This window comes from Streptomyces sp. NPDC006332, from assembly GCF_040612855.1.
Taxonomy (GTDB): Bacteria; Actinomycetota; Actinomycetes; order Streptomycetales; family Streptomycetaceae; genus Streptomyces.
This window is the reverse complement of the sequence record NZ_JBEXRA010000006.1, coordinates 145,920-161,267: the sequence shown is the minus strand read 5'-3', so window position 1 is coordinate 161,267 and position 15,348 is coordinate 145,920. Positions and strand designations below refer to the sequence as shown.

16 protein-coding genes and 1 pseudogene are annotated in these 15,348 nt (G+C 70.4%); 4 read left to right on the top strand and 13 right to left on the bottom strand.

Annotated features, from left to right (window positions below):
• Positions 1–62: 62 nt before the first annotated feature.
• Genes ABZ027_RS08270 through ABZ027_RS08230 form a run of 9 tightly spaced genes read right to left on the bottom strand, consistent with a single transcriptional unit; the run spans position 63 to position 3,726 of the window.
• The gene (locus tag ABZ027_RS08270) at positions 63–374 is read right to left on the bottom strand and encodes a hypothetical protein (RefSeq protein WP_356765650.1); all 312 of its coding nucleotides are present in this window, start codon (positions 372–374) and stop codon (positions 63–65) included.
• Positions 371–547 carry a hypothetical protein gene (locus tag ABZ027_RS08265; protein WP_356765648.1) on the bottom strand — a complete coding sequence of 59 codons (177 nt, stop codon included), beginning with the start codon at positions 545–547 and terminating at the stop codon, positions 371–373. Before ABZ027_RS08265 ends, ABZ027_RS08270 begins: the two co-directional genes overlap by 4 nt.
• A complete protein-coding gene (locus ABZ027_RS08260; protein ID WP_356765647.1) occupies positions 544–1,680 on the bottom strand; it encodes a hypothetical protein in 1,137 nt (378 codons plus the stop codon). The genes ABZ027_RS08265 and ABZ027_RS08260 overlap by 4 nt, the downstream gene beginning before the upstream one ends.
• Positions 1,677–1,943: a hypothetical protein gene (locus ABZ027_RS08255; protein ID WP_356765645.1), complete on the bottom strand. Its 267-nt coding sequence runs from the start codon at positions 1,941–1,943 to the stop codon at positions 1,677–1,679. Before ABZ027_RS08255 ends, ABZ027_RS08260 begins: the two co-directional genes overlap by 4 nt.
• Positions 1,940–2,134, bottom strand: coding sequence for a hypothetical protein (locus tag ABZ027_RS08250; protein WP_356765643.1), 195 nt, complete (start codon positions 2,132–2,134; stop codon positions 1,940–1,942). Before ABZ027_RS08250 ends, ABZ027_RS08255 begins: the two co-directional genes overlap by 4 nt.
• A complete protein-coding gene (locus ABZ027_RS08245) occupies positions 2,131–2,496 on the bottom strand; it encodes a hypothetical protein (protein ID WP_356765641.1) in 366 nt (121 codons plus the stop codon). Before ABZ027_RS08245 ends, ABZ027_RS08250 begins: the two co-directional genes overlap by 4 nt.
• A complete protein-coding gene (locus tag ABZ027_RS08240; RefSeq protein WP_356765639.1) occupies positions 2,493–3,098 on the bottom strand; it encodes a hypothetical protein in 606 nt (201 codons plus the stop codon). Before ABZ027_RS08240 ends, ABZ027_RS08245 begins: the two co-directional genes overlap by 4 nt.
• Entirely contained in the window at positions 3,095–3,244 is a 150-nt protein-coding gene (locus tag ABZ027_RS08235; protein ID WP_356765637.1) for a hypothetical protein, read from the bottom strand. Before ABZ027_RS08235 ends, ABZ027_RS08240 begins: the two co-directional genes overlap by 4 nt.
• Positions 3,244–3,726, bottom strand: coding sequence for a hypothetical protein (locus tag ABZ027_RS08230; protein WP_356765635.1), 483 nt, complete (start codon positions 3,724–3,726; stop codon positions 3,244–3,246). Before ABZ027_RS08230 ends, ABZ027_RS08235 begins: the two co-directional genes overlap by 1 nt.
• A gap of 1,132 nt (positions 3,727–4,858) precedes the next feature.
• Between ABZ027_RS08230 and ABZ027_RS08225 the strand changes: the two genes are divergently transcribed.
• Positions 4,859–7,156, top strand: coding sequence for a tetratricopeptide repeat protein (locus tag ABZ027_RS08225; protein ID WP_356765633.1), 2,298 nt, complete (start codon positions 4,859–4,861; stop codon positions 7,154–7,156).
• On the opposite strand, the gene ABZ027_RS08220 is transcribed toward ABZ027_RS08225, so the two are convergent.
• The 3 genes from ABZ027_RS08220 to ABZ027_RS08210 all read right to left on the bottom strand — a co-directional run bounded on the left by ABZ027_RS08220 (position 7,087) and on the right by ABZ027_RS08210 (position 10,737).
• Positions 7,087–9,009, bottom strand: coding sequence for a hypothetical protein (locus ABZ027_RS08220; protein WP_356765631.1), 1,923 nt, complete (start codon positions 9,007–9,009; stop codon positions 7,087–7,089). The two genes, ABZ027_RS08225 and ABZ027_RS08220, sit on opposite strands and share 70 nt — an antisense overlap.
• 1,078 nt (positions 9,010–10,087) lie before the next feature.
• Entirely contained in the window at positions 10,088–10,510 is a 423-nt protein-coding gene (locus ABZ027_RS08215; RefSeq protein WP_356765629.1) for a type II toxin-antitoxin system VapC family toxin, read from the bottom strand.
• On the bottom strand, positions 10,507–10,737 hold the full coding sequence (locus ABZ027_RS08210; protein WP_356765627.1) for an antitoxin: 231 nt from the start codon (positions 10,735–10,737) through the stop codon (positions 10,507–10,509). Before ABZ027_RS08210 ends, ABZ027_RS08215 begins: the two co-directional genes overlap by 4 nt.
• Before the next feature lie 678 nt (positions 10,738–11,415).
• On the opposite strand from ABZ027_RS08210, the pseudogene ABZ027_RS08205 reads away from it, so the two are divergent.
• Positions 11,416–11,478: pseudogene (locus ABZ027_RS08205) on the top strand (hypothetical protein); the annotation flags it as partial.
• Positions 11,479–11,512: 34 nt separating this feature from the next.
• Here the strand turns inward: ABZ027_RS08205 and ABZ027_RS08200 are convergent.
• A complete protein-coding gene (locus ABZ027_RS08200; RefSeq protein ID WP_356765625.1) occupies positions 11,513–12,217 on the bottom strand; it encodes a GntR family transcriptional regulator in 705 nt (234 codons plus the stop codon).
• Positions 12,218–12,453: 236 nt separating this feature from the next.
• Between ABZ027_RS08200 and ABZ027_RS08195 the strand changes: the two genes are divergently transcribed.
• Together ABZ027_RS08195 and ABZ027_RS08190 are read left to right on the top strand one after the other, a co-directional pair.
• Positions 12,454–14,109, top strand: a complete 1,656-nt coding sequence (locus ABZ027_RS08195; RefSeq protein ID WP_356765623.1) for a sugar ABC transporter ATP-binding protein — start codon at positions 12,454–12,456, stop codon at positions 14,107–14,109.
• On the top strand, positions 14,106–15,131 hold the full coding sequence (locus ABZ027_RS08190) for an ABC transporter permease (RefSeq protein ID WP_356765620.1): 1,026 nt from the start codon (positions 14,106–14,108) through the stop codon (positions 15,129–15,131). Before ABZ027_RS08195 ends, ABZ027_RS08190 begins: the two co-directional genes overlap by 4 nt.
• The last annotated feature ends 217 nt before the right edge of the window (positions 15,132–15,348 follow it).

The window sequence follows — 15,348 nt, the reverse complement described above, 5'->3', positions numbered from 1 at the left end:
CCCCACCGCACCCCCGCAGTCGTGGGCGTATGCCCACACCTGGCGGAGGACGGAAGGGCAGGTCAGCGGCCCTTCAGGTGGTCCCGCCACAGTGAGCGCAGGATGAGCAGGCAGGCGGTCGCGCAGGTCGCGCCGATGGCGATGGCGATCGACGCGAACGCGATCCCGACCCCGCCGACGCACACCGCGGCGGCGATCGCCAGCCACTCACCGGCGCCACGGCCCTGCTTGTGCTGGTGCTGGCAGGCCTGCTGCTGGGGCTGCTGCTGGGCGACCTTGGCCAGCTCGACTGCGGCGAGGGCGATCTGTACGGCGGCCGTGTTCACCGAGGCCTCGGTGACGGCGGCCTCAGCCTTTTCGAGGGCGTCGCTCACGCCGCCCACCCCCTGATGCGGCGGCTGATACGCGGCCACAGGATGACGCCGGCCGCCGCGGCGAGGACGGCGGGCTGCGAAACGAGCGCGGCGACCACGGCCAGGACGACGGCGAGCAGGGACGGGTAGGCGACGAGGAGACCGAGGACGGCCCCGAAGATGAGGCGCATCATGCGTATCCGCCCTCCATCGGTGTGGTCGGGGTATCCGGCTCGGTCTTCTTCGCGGCCCTCGACAGGGCCGTGCGGACGTAGGGCTCGGTGACGACCAGGCGGCGGTGCCGCTCGACGTGCTCGACGATCTCGCGCGGTTTCGCGTCCGGTCCCAGGGCTGATGCGGCCTCGATCACCGCGGCCTCCAACGTGACCGGCTCCAGTTCGCCGATAGGGGCGCTGACCTGTTGATGCGCGGGCGCATCAGGTCGATGCACCTCGTACTCGGCAGGCTTGTTGCCGAGGGCCAGAGCGACCGCCACAGGATCCACGGGAACGCCGTACGTGCCGAGCAGGTGCGCAAGCTCCGCCGGGGGCGCATCAGGCCGCGCGTCGGCTGCGAGGCGGATCGCGTCGGCCGGGTCCATGGCCGCGAAGTGCTCCCGCAACGCCTCGGTCGCGGTGGCCGGCCGACGGGCTGGCGCATCAGCGGGTGCATCAGCTCCGGGAAGGGCGAGCATCCGTCCAAGCGCGTGACCGGCGCCCTGCGTCAACTTCTCCCGGGAGACATCGATGAGGCTCTCCCCGAGTTGCTGGTCGCCGACCCCGACGTGCCCGGCCAGCTTCCACGCCTTGCGCGTTGCGGCTGCCTTGACGTCGTCGTCGGGGTGACCGTTCGAGAGTGCTTGCTGATAGGCGAGTTGTTGGACGGTGGCCGCATTACGGCGGTCCGCCTCGGCGTCCCGACCAGTGCGGTACACGACGACGCTGCGTGCGATGAACCCGAGTCCCTCTGCTGCGCCGGACATGGCGAGCGGGGTGACCGCGTACACGACGGCTTCGCGGGTGTCGGTGGCGATCGCGAGGCCGATGCAGCTGGCGGACAGCGGGGCCAGCCACATGCCAGCCCGGACCACAGCCGGGGCGGGCTGTCCGAGCATGGTCCGCCCCAGCATGATCAGGGCGAGGATCAGGGTGAGGCCCTCGCCCGCGGCGACGACGCCAGCCGCGGTGGCCTGGCGGTGGAACTCGGAGACGGCGTTCGAGTAGGTACCTCCGGCGCCGAAGGCTCCGACGGCGACCATGGCGGCGGCCGTGGTGCCGAGGACCCAGGCCTGCCCGGTGGACAGTTCTCTGCGGATGGTGCTGGTCACGCGACATCCTCCGGGGCGTTCGTGTCCGCGGTGCGCAGCGGGCAGCCGCGTTCGGCGAGGACGGCGTTGAGGTAGTCGAGGGCCTCGTCGTCGCTGATGCGCAGCTCGTACCGGCCGAAGGCGATTGCGGCGATCTCGGCGGGGGCGGCCTGCTCGACACTGCGGTCGAGGACGCTGCGGTTGACGACGTGGTTGGCGGCGAGCAGCAGCTGGCGGTGCCGGCGGTCGGCGGCCTTCTTGGCGCGGATCTTCTTCAGGTTCATTCGCCCACCTCCGGGGCGGCGGCCCGCACCACACGGTGCGCGGCCAGGGTGGTGCCCTCGCGGTCACGGCGCGCGTTCGCGTCGAGCAGCGCGGCCATGAGGGCGGGGACGGGCGGGAGGGGCCGGGCCGACCGGGCGGCCGCACGGATGGCGGCCACCTCGGTCGGACGGCGGATGTAGCGGACGCTCACCGCTCGCCCCCGTCGAGAAGGTCGGCGAGCTGGCGGCCGAGGACGCGCAGCTGCTCGACGGACTCGACGAGGTCGTCGGCGAGTTGCTCGACCTCGTCCGGGGTGCAGGTGCCGGTGAGGTCGGCGACCTCGACGTGCAGCCCGATGCTGCGGTCGACGTCGGAGAACGGGGCCTGCGTGAGAAACGCCGTGAACGTCTCGCGTCCGCCGGGGGCGATGACGTGCTCGGGCCCGTCGTGGGAGACGTCGACCTTGTATTCGGCGCGCTGGTCGGGGTGGCCGACGCACCAGGACGGTTCAGGAAGGGTGACGTCGCCGTGGTCGCTCGTGTGCAGGGTGACGGTGCGGGGTTCGGTACTCACGGGCGCTCACCCCTGGCGCGGACCTCGTCGCGGGAGAGCTGGGCGTCGCGGGTGCGCGGGCCCTTCACCCACGGGAACGGGCGCAGGCCGTCGGCGGCCTTGAACACTCGGATGGCGGTGCCGGGCTCGGCGTCGGGGAGGCCGTAGACGCGGCCGCCGTCGAGGGAGGCCAGGAGTCGCGCGGCGTGGTGCTCGCACCCTTGAGCGCCGGCGTTCTCCCGGTCGAGGACGGTGACGACGGCCGGGCCGTTGCAGCCGGTCGGGTCCTCGGGGTGCGCGGCCGGGCAGCGGGGCGTGTCTCCAATTGGAGACACCGGCCTTTCGTCTGGCTCGGCACCGAGGGTCCGCAGCAGGATCCGCAGAGCCTCGGTGATGCCACCGTGGGCCTCGACGTAGGCGAAGACGTCGGCGCCCTCGACCGTGCCGTAGCGGTCGAGCATCTTCTGGCCGACGCGGATGGCGGTGTCGAGTTCGCGGGGGTCCGGCAGTCCGAGCGGGCGGGCGGGCGCGAATTCGGCGCGGGTGCGCTGGGCGGCGCCCTTGGCGTAGTCCTCGCGGCAGGCCGCGTGGAGCTCGGTGAGACGGTCCGGATTCGTGGTCACTGGGTTACCGCCTTCGGGGCGCGGACGCGGCGCAGGGCCTCGTCCATGTCCGGGTCGCTGTCGCCCGGCTGCGGGCTGATGGCGGCGATGAGGCGCCGCCCGGGGGCGGCCCGCAGGGTGCGGGCCGCCTTCGGGGTCTCGGTCATCAGGCGGCCACTCCCGCCAGCAGTTCGACGCCGGCCGGGGCAACCTCGACCCGCTCGACCTTCAGCGACGGCGCGCAGGCCTTCATGGGGACGGGGCCGAGGCCGTTCGCTTTGAAGATGCGGGTGATCTCGGCGAGGTCCGGGGTCTGCCGGGAGGACGGGGTACGGAAGACGCGCCACGTGCCGTACACGCCAGCCGGGAGCCGGTCGAGGACCTTCTTCGCGGCGCGCTTGCCGCGGTCGGCGCGGCGGGCCTGGTCGGCGGCGCGCTCGTACTCGTGGGCGGCGGACTCGATGGTCTCGACCGGGGGGAGCTCGTCGGCGGTGAGGACGTCGGCCGGGTCCGGGACGGTCGCGACGGCCGGCGCCTTCTCCTCGACGAGGGAGGCGGGGGCGACGACGGAGCGGACAGCATCGGCGACAGAGCCGATCAGGCCGCGCACCGTGCGGGCCGTACGAGGGGTCATGAGAAGGTTGAGCATCGGTTCTCCTGTGTCAGCAGGTTGTTCCGTAGGCCCTCGTTCGGTGCTCCAACACCGGCGGGGGCCGCTTGCGTAAGCGGTGTCGCTTACTCGAATCGTAGGGGGTCGTGGACGGTCGCGCAAGTACGTGGAGCCACTTGCTCGAAGTGGTTGCATGCCGAAGTCCACCCGTGGCGCGTGGCCAGGGTGGGCGCAGTTGCAGTCCTAGTTGCGGTTCGCCCTCGTTCGCCGGAGGTCGTAGACGGGAATAACGGGGCTTGACCAGCTGATACGACCTGCTGCGAGCCCTCGCGACCACTGGTCAAGGAAACTCGTAATGCGTAGGTCTCGGGTTCGAATCCCGAAGGCGGCTCCATGGTGAACCCCAGGTCGAGCCTCTGGCCTGGGGTTTCTTGGCTTGGGTGACCTTGAGATCCGGGCTAATCGGGCACCTGCGGTCTACGCATCGCAATGCGTAGGTCGGAGGTTCGGTTTCTGTGACGAGATCGACGGAGCGAGGCTCTGAACTGGTCTTTTGCTTGCCCATAGGGTACGGACCAGGCCAGCGCAACGGGTCCCGGTGGACAACCGGTGGACAGCCGTGCGTGAAACCCCGTCAGGGGGCTATCGCCGCCCCTGGCCGACGGGTGAAAGTCGCCGGTCTGAGATGGGGCTATCGGCGGTGTCGGGACTGTCAGGTCCTGACAGCCTTCACGTCAAGCTCGGGTCCTGGCGATGATTGGCCGTGAGCACACGCAGGAACCGCTTCTTGGCACGTTCCGAGGTGTCACCGAGCTGACAGACCGCCATCGATGTGGAGCGGTGGAAGAGAAAGCTTCCCGCTTCGCGGAGGAACGCAAGCGACTCGGCTCCGCAGCCCGGGTGAGTGCGGCTGCGAGGGACCTTCCATCGGTCTGGGCCGGGCCCGGCTGCGGGGTTCCTGCAGATCCGTCACACTGCACCCTCGCGGCATCGGCCCTTTCCACCCGTGCTCCGATCTCGTCGATACCATTGCGGGAACGGCGAGTTGGGAGAGTCCTGAGTGGAACCGTTGATGAGTATGGTGCTCTCGACTGTCGGCACAGTCGCTTCGGGCGCCCTTTCCGGAGCGGGCGGCGAGATGGGCAGGCGGACCTCCGAGAGGCTCTACGGCTTGCTGAGTCGAGCAAGCACCGGTTCCGGAGGCGGTGAGGAGCAGCCCACCCTGCCCGTCACCGAGCAAGAGCAGACGGCAGCCGCGTTACGGCTGATGGAAGTCGCCCGCAGATCGCCGGAGTTCGCGCGCGAAGTCGCGGAGTGGGCCCGTGAGGCCTCCTGGCTGGCGCCGCGTGCCGTGCCTGCCGTGGCTTGCGGTGCCTCCCGTCCGCAGATGCTGCCGCCGACGACCGCGGTGTTCACGGACCGCGAGGACGTGATCGCGTGGATCACAGCACTGCTGGACGATGCGGACCCCGTACAGGGCGCACCGACGATTGCCGCCCTTACCGGGCCGGGTGGTATCGGCAAGACGGCTGTCGCCGTTCAGTGCGCGTACGCACTACGGGAGCGGTTCCCCGACGGGATCCTGTTCGTGGACCTGGCCGGAGCGTCCTCGGGTACGGCTCTTTCGCCTTCCGACGTGCTTGCGCGGTTCCTGGAGAGGCTCGGGGTTCCGCCTGCCATGGTGCCGGGCGATGAGGCCCGTCAGCGGGATCTGTTCCGCGACTGCACGGCCGATCGACGCATGATGGTCGTACTGGACAACGCCCATGCCGACGCCCAGGTCGTCCCGTTGCTCCCGGCTTCGCCCGGGTGCCTCGTCCTGGTGACGAGTCGGCACCGGCTGAGTCGACTTGTGGCCGAGCACGGGGCTCGTCCGCTCGTCCTCCGGCCGCTGTCGACCGCGGATGCCGTCCTCCTGCTCCGGCGGGTCGCAGGGAGCGAGCGTGCGGCGGCTCCGGACGCGGTCGTTCAGGCCGTGGCGGAAGCGGCGGGTGGTGTTCCTCTCGCGTTGTGTACCACGGGTGCCGGTCTCGCGGTCCGGGAGCACCTGGCCTGGGAGCGGGTGGCGCGACAGCTGTCCGAACGGATCCACGGCCAGGGCCAGGGAGGCGACGCTATGCGATCGGGAAGCACCGACGACGCACGTGGCACCGTCGATCCTGTTCGCCACGCCCAGGATGCCTCGTACAGCGAACTGACCCCCGAGTGCGCCGCCTTCTACCGAGCGATCGCGGGCTGGGCATGGCCGACCGTGACCGTCATGTGCGCCGCCCATGCCGCAGGCGTGGGGGAGGACCAGGCCCGGGCATCGCTGGAGCAGTTGGCCGGCGTGCATCTGCTGGAGGAGGTCGGTGAGGAGCGCTACCGCTTCCACGATCTGGCGCGGGCGCACGCACGTGAGCTCGCGGCGGCGGAGGACGGTCATGGCGGTATCTCCGCCGGGGTTCGTCGGGTGGCGGTCGGGCATCTGCGGTGGGCGGCCGAAGCGGACTTCCGGGTCATGCCGCTGCGTTGGCGGCTCGGCCCCGCCTATCGGGGACTCGTTCTTCCCGAGGATCGTGATCCGGCGGACGGCAAGCACGCGCTGGCGGACCTGCGCCGCGAGCGTGAGAACCTCGCGGCCGTCATCCGGGCGGCAGATCACCACGGCTTCGACGACCTCGTATGGCAGTTGTGCGAGGCGATGTGGGGTCTGCATCTGCTGCTCGGCTTCCATGCCCAGTGGATCGACACGCATCTGCTCGGAGTCGAGGCCGCCCGGCGCTGCGCCGCGGAGTTCGGTGACCGGCGTGCGGTGGGCCGGATGCTGGTGCAACTCGCCTTCGGGTACATGGGAACCGGGCGGGCGGACGACGCCGAGGAGGTCCTCGCTCAGGCCGTGGCCGCGGATGAGGCCTGCGGCCACCATCGCGGGCAGGCGAGCGCAGTCGAGGCCTTGGGGCTGCTCCGCCTCAAGCGGTGGAAGTACGCGGAGGCGCAGCGGTGCTTCGAAGAGGCGCGGGAGATTCTGGGGCGCATCCGGGAGGGCGACGACGGGTGGGAGGACCTGCCTCGCGCCACGGCCCTGCTGGAGCACCACATCGGCCGGGCCCAGACGAGGCAGCGGCACTTCGCGGAGGCCCTCGCTCGGCTCAACGACGCGCTGGTGCGGTTCCGCCGACTGCCCGAGGGCGGCGACACCTACAACGAGGGACGGGTCTACATGAGCCTGGGCGAGACGCACCTGGACGCAGGGGACGCGGACCTCGCGCGGGTGTGTCTGGACAAGGCCGTCAAGGCCATGGAACAGGCAGGCGCGGGGCTGCAGCTCGCCGATGTCTTCGAGTCGAGAGCCCGGTGCCACAGTCTCTCGGACCGTCCGGCGGAGGCGGCGGAGGATCTTCGCACCGCCGCTGTGCACTACGAGGAGAACGGTGACCGGGTCGGTGCCGAGCGGATCCGGATGACGCTCGCCGAACTGGAGGCGTGAGACCCGGTCGGCGGTGGGGGCGACGGGAGCGGTTCGACGGTGACGTGATGTGCCGTGGCGCCGGTGCGTACGACGATCGCAGGGAGGACAGCGGCCAACGGCTGCCCGCTCGCGAGCCAGGCGTAGAGCGCGGAGGCGTACACGGCGGGATCACACAGGTCGGACCGCCCGTCGAGGTCCGTGGCGGCGGACATCCTCACGAGGTCTCCCCTGCGGGTGCCTACGACACAGCGGTCCGGTCCGTCGACATAGGCGACCAGCCCGCAGTACGGATAACGGTCGAGCGCCTCCGACGCCCAGGCGGCCGGCGGGCCGAGCCGTGGGTCGTCTTCGGCCGCATGCCGTACGACGATGTCGGCGACGCGCAGCCGGCCGGCCTCCCGTGTCTCCTCGTCGGCCACCGTGTGCGCGGTGTCGACCTGCGCCGCCGGGTCTTCCGACGGGGCGGGCTCGTCGCCGACGACGGCGTACCGGGCGAGGGTGACCTCTGGCGGATCCGAACCGATCTGCCGCACGAGGACGCGGATCGGCGCGGTGACGCGGGCGGGGAGGTACGGCGGCAGTGGCAGCGGGTCGAGCAGAGCTGGGTGCCCTTCGGGCTCGGGTAGGTTCATGAGGCCGTAGAAGAGGCGGCGCAGCAGAGCGGCCGACTCTCCTGGTGACGAACTGGTCTGCTCCGCCAGTTCCTTGTAGCGGCCGGGGTCGTGCGAAGCAATGACCCGGTCGATCTGTGCGCGGAGGCTGCCGCGGGGGAGGAGCCGGGGAGCCGTACGGCCGAGGGCAGCCACCGGGGAGTGCGGGTCGAGGTCGTCCTGGGGGAACGCTCCGAGGAGGACGGGGATGCCTATGGAGGCCGCGTAGTAGGTGACGCTGGAGTGGTCCCCGAGGACGCAGTCGGCGGCGATCAGTGCCTGTCTCCACCCGTCGAGCGGCGGGATCGCCTCAAGGCCGGCCTGCCGCGCATTGTCCAGCCACGCGCGGACCTGGCCAGGACCGTGGCCGTACCAGATGTTCGGATGCAGAACAGCGGTCGTCCGGTACTCGTCGGCCGGCAGCTCCGCCGCCAGACGTGACAGCAGCCAGGGCAGCAGATCATCCGCACCCGGCTCGCCCGCTCCTCCCGCCCCCGCACCGCCGAAAAGGGAACGCGGTGCCCACGTCGAACTGACGACGATCAGCCGCCGACCGGGCCCCACACCCAGTGCACGGCGGACACGGTCGCGTTGGGGGAGAGCGGCGAGAATACGGTCGTAGCAAGGATCCCCCGCGAGTACCGCGGTGGGCGCCGCCTCAGGGCAGGCCAAGCGCAGTCTTTCCAGCTGTTCAGGGTGGGAGAGCACCGTGGCGGTCGCGAGTGGACGCCCGTCCTGCAGAAGCCACTCCGGCGCCAGGCCGAACACCGGTGTCCGGTGTCCGGTGTCCGGCGTCCGGCGTCCGGCGTCCGGCGTCCGGTGTCCGGTGTCCGGTGTCCGGTGTCCGGTGTCCGGTGTCGCCAGCCTCTTATTGTATCCCACCCCATGGGACAGAACGGCCAACTTGCCGCGTATCGACCCCAGTTCTCCGCCATAGCTCGCGGCCACCGCCAGATCGAACGTTGTGTTCTTGGCCTGTTCCCAAGGGAGGACAGGCAGCCCCGCCTGAGCCAACAACTCGGGCACGCCGGCAAGGAAAGGAGATGAACCCGTGCAGGTGGCGAGCATCTGTACGCGAACATCGCTGTGGAATAGCGGAAGTACGTCCAGCAGGCGGGTCGCGGACGTCACGTTGTGCACGATGAACAGAACGCGACGACAGCCCACGCGTGTGACCCACCGCTCCGCGTCCTCGCCCACCGGTACTCGCAACCGCGCCATCCCGCCTGTCACTCCGGCTCGTTCCCCTGCCTTGATCGAGACGGTTCTCCCTGTCGTCCCACTGGATGCTATCTGGGTACACACTGGGGGAACCGGGAGGTGGGACACACTCCTGTGGACTTCAACCAGGGCGAAGCGGTCGCTAGTCGATCTGATCCAACTCGGCCCGAAGGCGTTCGGCCTCGGCTTCGGCCTTTTGCAGCCTCCGCTCCAATGCGGACCGCGAGGGCGTGGGTGCGGTGCTTGCCGCCTTCCTGGACTGTCGCTGCCGGGGGACGAGCCATCCGATGCGCTCGTAGGCCAAGATCATCCGAACTTGGGGACAGGAATAACAGAGCCGCTCAGGCTCCGGTGCCGGTCAGCCGTCCGCGAGCATCCGTCGGGTGTGCTCCCGATCCCGCTCGGTCTGCAGCTCCGGGTTCGCGCGCCAGGCGTCCTCGAACTCTGCGGACATCTGTTGGACTCGTTCCGGAGCCGCACGGCGAGGCCCAGAAGCAGGTACCCGATCGAGGCTCGGGGCAACGGCCTCCTCCACGTGACCGTAAGCCAGCGTCACCTCCCAGAACGCGGAGGTATGTGGCTCATCATGGCGGATCACCGACCAAACCCTGTGATCGGTGTCGTCCGGTGGTTCGACCGGGCTGGCGGGAAACGTCACCTCCCTCCGTTCTCCCCACTCGGCGATCACGCGATACGGCGCCGGTGGGGAGTCGTCGTGATGACAGATCATCTGCCCGGGAGGCAGCGGTGAGTGGACCTCCGCCCACATCATCGAGTGCGCCGACGAGGCCCTGGCTGTGCTTTCCTTGCCGGTGACCGCGCCTTAAAGCTCTCTGTACCCGCCGCGGCGAGCGCAGTTGGCCGTCTTGGCTGAGAAGCTCGCAGCGTTCGCAAAGTGCTGCTTGGCCAGGGCGCCCGCTGGTCTGAGTCCCCGACGGATGTGCTGCGGCTCAGGGCAAGGGGGTGTCCGCATCTGATCGGCGCAGCAGACGCCAAGGCCAGACCCGGCGTGGTGACAGCTCTGGGACACCGCGGACCGTCCGCGGGCGGTGGAACCCTGCACTGTTGGTGCTGACGCTCAGGTGCTGGATGCCTCGAAGGTCTCGATCGTGCAGCGTGCTGCCCCGCTGCGTCCGATCCTGGCGTCGCTGGTGATCAGTGGGACGCCGAGGCTCTCCGCGAGGACCACGTAGTGCGCGTCGTAGACGGAGAGGTTGTTCGACAGTTCGCGTACGCGCTGCCACAGGGCCAGCGTGGGGTGCAGGTCGAGAGCGAGGGCCTGGTAGTCGGTGATCGCCTTCTGGGCTTCCTTTTCCGTGATCTTCGGCTTGTCTCCTCGACGGCCGCGGGCCAGCCCGAAGACGGCCGAGGTGATCTCGTAGTCCAACAGGCCTGGCGCTGCGAGGCAGTCAGCGCGGCCCACCCGCTCACGGATCGCGCTGCCGGTCTTGCCGTGGTCGAGGAGGAAGTGGACGAGGCTGGAGCAGTCAACGACGATCAACGTCGGTTCCGCCCGTCATCGATGGCGTCGAGGATGTCGATCGTGCTGAGCTCGGCGCGGGTCTCACGCTCCAGGCGGGTGGCCATCTCGGCGAGGGTGGGCTTGGCGGCGTCCCGGGAGAGAAGGTCCAGGGCATACGCCTGGAGCGACTTGCCCGCCTGTGCGGCACGGACCTTCAGAGCGTTGACTGTGTCCTCCGGGACATCCCGGATCGTGATCGCGGTCATGCCTTCACTTTAGCAGCGGTGCAGGCGTTATGCAGGCGCATGTGCTGGTCGTGCTGCACGCCGGTGCTGACCCCACCGCGCGGCGTGCGGCACGGCCGAGAGCGCCGACCGGTACGTAGGCTGCCCGTAGGGGCGCTGGCAGGCATCAGGCTGGCAGCGACGAAGGTGGTTTGTCGGGGTCGGCCAAGCACCCCAATGCGTCGACTGGCTTCGACAGGGGCTGTGTTGCATCCTCGCCATGCCAGCCACCGACCCACTTCCGGTTGCCCCGTTCGGTGGACAGCCGGTGGACAGACGCCCTTTGGACCGTGCAGCAGGGGGTGGCACAGGTCAACCTGCCGTACGTTCTCTGATCAGGAAAAACGTCACCAGACAGCGCGACGAGGCACCACGCAACACGATCGCTCATGGTCTCGTAATGCGTAGGTCTCGGGTTCGAATCCCGAAGGCGGCTCTGTGGAAGCCTCAGGACTCACTCGCCGTGACCTGGGGCTTTTGCTTTCAGTTGGTGCGGCGACGGCGCTGAGCGTTGGCCGTGCGACTATCCGGGTCTCAATTCTGGTCTCAACTGACCGTCCGAAGCGGGGCCCGAGGCGTCTGCCAGGCGCGGCATCGCCGTGCTGAACCGGCGCGACCGCTCTTCCGTGAAGCCCGCTACCTTCTCGCCGAAGCGCCGAAGCGCCGAAGCGCCGAAGCGCCGAAGCGCCGAAGCGCCGAAGCGCCGAAGCGCCGAAGCGCCGAAGCGCCGAAGCGCCGAACTCCACGACACAGCGCTCTACTGCTCGGTACTGGGCCGGGGCCTGGAGACCGGGAGGTCTGGCTGGTCGACAGGGGTGGCCAGTTGGGTGCCGGCGAGAGCCATGTGCTGGTGGAGTACCTCGAGTGCGCCGGCCTCGTCGCCGCGTTCGATGGCGTCGACGATCGGTTCGTGCCGGGCGGCCGACATGGGCAGGCGGCGCTGTTCGTTGCCGGCGCTCATGACGGTCACCCGGATCGGGCCTTCGAGGTGCCGCCAGGTCCTGACCAGCATCGAGTTGCCTGACAGCTCGCACAGCAGGAGGTGGAAGCCGAGGTCCGCCTCCACCTGGGCGGCGAAGTCGCCCGCGGTCTGGTCGAGCCGGATCAGGGCCTGCCGCAGTTCCGTGACCGCGGCCGGGCGCCCGGCGGAGGCGATCACGCCGACGACGGCCAGGCTTTCCAGGGCGGCCCGCACCTGGTACAGCTCCCGCACCTCGGTCGGCGAGAGCCGGTGCACCTGGAGCATGCCTCGGGCGGCGGGGACCAGCAGTCCCTCCTGCTGCAGGTGTCGTAGCGCCTCTCGGACCGTGCCCCGGCTGATGCCCAGCCGGTTGGCCAGATCCACCTCTCCCAAATGCGCGCCCGGCTGGTACTGACCGGCGAGGATCGCGGTCCGCAGGGCGTGCAGGGCCCGCTCTCGCAATGTGCTGCGGTCCAGGTTGGACAGGGTTTCAGCGGCCATGGGGTTACCGTCCCTACTGAGTCCCGCCCATGATAACCGACAACAATCGTCTGCTGTCTGTTGACACTCGGCATTTCGGTCACACACTATGACCTGCGACACGGCCGTCATGTAGTGGAAACACCAGATTCAAGTCCAGCCGCAAGTCACTTCTCGGTCACACGCCGCGCTCGGTGCGCGAGTACACAGCAGCGACGTGCCACCGACAGGAAGCACCTCGGATCGAGGCGACAGCAATGACCGCCGCACCCTCTCCCCTCCCCACTCCTCCTCCCCTTCTGGCCGTTCGCGGCCTCGCCAAAGCCTTCGGTTCCACCCGCGCGCTCGACGGTGTCGACCTGACCGTCCGGTCCGGCGAGGTCCACGCACTGCTCGGCGCCAACGGGGCCGGCAAGTCGACGCTGCTCGCCATCGTGGCCGGCATCGAGAGCGCGGACACCGGTGAACTGGAGATCGCGGCCGAGGACCCGCGCGACCGCGACCACCCTCCGGTGGCCATCGTCTACCAGGAACTGTCACTGCTGCCGCACCTGTCGGTGCTGGAGAACATCGCCACCCACGAACTGCTGCTCCCCAGCCGGGGGCGGGTACGAGTACGGGGGCGCCGGCGCAGAGCCCGTGCCGCGGCCCGCGCGGCCCTGGACTCGCTGGGGCAGACGACCGTCATCGACCTGGACGCCCGGGTCGGCGACCTCCCGCTGGACCGCCAGCAGATGGTGGAGATCGCCCGCGGGCTCGCGCAGGGCTCCCGGTTGCTGCTGCTCGACGAACCCACCGCCGCGCTGAACCGGCCGCAGGTGGAGCGGTTGTTCACCGTCCTGCGCGGGCTGACCACCGACGGGGTGGGCGTGGTGCTGGTCAGCCACCGCTTCCGGGAGATCCGCGAGGTGGCCGACGTGGCCTCCGTGCTGCGCGACGGACGTACCGTGGTGGACCGGGTGCCGTTGGCCGACATCGACGACCCGGGCCTGCTGACGGCCATGGTCGGTGACGCCGCGCGGGCGCTCGACCGGCCGGTTCCGGAGGCGGACGCGGCGACCGACGGGCCGCCCCTGCTCGAGGTGCCCGACGCTGAGGCGCCCCTCAGGGTCGGCCCCGGCGAGGTCGTCGGCATCACCTCGCTCGATCCCAGCGCCGCCAGCGACCTGCTGCTCCGGGCCTGGGGCGACCGCCCCCACCCGCCCGGCCGGACGATGCGGGTCCTCGGCCGGCCCACCGTCCGCTGGTCGCCGCGGCGCGCGTTGCGCGCGGGTGCCGGCTATGTCTCGGGCAACCGGGCCCGGGACGGCGTGTGGGCCGACCTCAGCGTGCTGGAGCATCTCGTCGGCCCGCAGCGGGTGGCCCGGCGACGCCTGATCGCCCGCCCGGACGTGGCCGCCGCGCGGCGGCTGGTCGACCGGTTCGCCATCAAACTGCCCGACATGAGCGCCCCGCCCGGGGCACTCAGCGGCGGCAACCAGCAGAAGGTGCTGTTCGCCCGCTGGGCCCCGCTGGGGGTACGGCTGCTGCTGCTTGACGATCCCACCCGGGGCGTCGACACCCACGCAAAGGTGGACATCTTCCAGGCCATCGACGAGGTCGCCGCCGGTGGCGGGGGTGCCCTGTGGTGGTCCTCCGACCCCGAGGAACTGGCCGCCCGCTGCCATCGGGTGCACGTGCTCGTGGGCCACCGGGTCACCGCGACCCTCTCCGGCGCCCAGCTCACCGAGACGCGCATCGTCGACGCCCTGAACGCGAGCGGCGCCCCGGCCGCCGGGACGCGGCCCCGCCCCGCGGGTTCCGCGGGCCACGCCGACCCCGAAGGCGGTGCGGACTTCGGAGGTCACGCGGGCTCCGAAGGCCGTGCGGGCCCCGAACGCCACGCAGTTGCCCCGGAAGGAGGACCCCGGTGACCACCGTCCACACCGACCCCAAGGATGTCGACCCCGGTTTGATCGAGCCCGTTCGCGGGGGTGGGGCACGGCTGCTGCGGGCCGCCGCCCGGTTCCGCGTGGAGCTGGTCATCGCCGCCGCCTGTGTTCTGGTCGAACTCCTGCTCAGCACCGTCCAGTCGGCCGCGATCAGCAGCGGCAACATCACCAACATCGCCCAGACCGCCGCGCCGCTGGTCATCATCGCTTTGGGCCAGCTGCTCGTCGTCGTCACGGCCGGGATCGACCTGTCCGTCGGTTCGGTGTTCTCGCTGACCGGGATCGTCGCCGCCGCCCTGCTCAACCACGGTGTTCCGGCCGGCGTCGCGGTACTGGGCGCGCTCGGCGTGGGCGCCCTGTGCGGCCTGGCCAACGGGGTGTGCGTCGCCGTCCTCGGACTGGCCCCGTTCATCGTCACCCTGGTCACCTACTCGGTGGCGGCGAGCCTCGCCTTCGTGGTCACCAGCGGCAACTCCCAGCCGGTCGGCGACGCCGGCTTCGGCTCCATCAACTCCGGCCAGTATCTGGGCATCCCCAACTACCTGCTCTACTTGATCGTGCTGGTCGTCCTCCTGCAGCTGGTGCTGTCCGGTACGACCCAGGGCCGCTGGCTGTACGCGGTGGGCAGCAACGAGCGCGCCGCCCGGCTCATCGGGGTGCCGGTGCGCGGCATCAAGCTGGCCGCCTACACCGCGTCCGGCCTCCTGGCCTCGTTCGCCGCCGTGCTGTCGGTGTCCTACCTGGCCAACGCCGAGGCAACCGCCGGCAACGGCCTGGAGCTCCAGGCCATCGCCGCCGTCGTCATCGGCGGCGCCAGCCTGTTCGGCGGGGTGGGCTCCGCGGTGAGCGCCCTCACCGGAGCCGTACTCGTCACGGTGATCCAGAACGCGGTGAACCTGCTCGGGGTCAACAGCTTCTACCAAGGCACCATCACCGGCCTGGTCATCCTCCTCGCTGTACTCGCCGAGCGCGTGACCCGTCAGAGCCGGGGACGCGGCGCGTAGCGCTCCGCTGGAGGTCCGGTGTTCCGGGTCTCCGTGCGCCGGGTCCACTGCGCTGGAGATCCGGCAGGTCTGCTGCGGGTTCGTCGTGACTGGTTCGCGCAGTTCCCCGCACCCCTTCGGGGCGCGACCCACCCGTCCCCAGATGCCTGGCTCTCCCTCCGCGACTCCCCGTGAGTCCCCGTACGCCCCGTCCCAAACTCCCCGTGACTCCCCATCC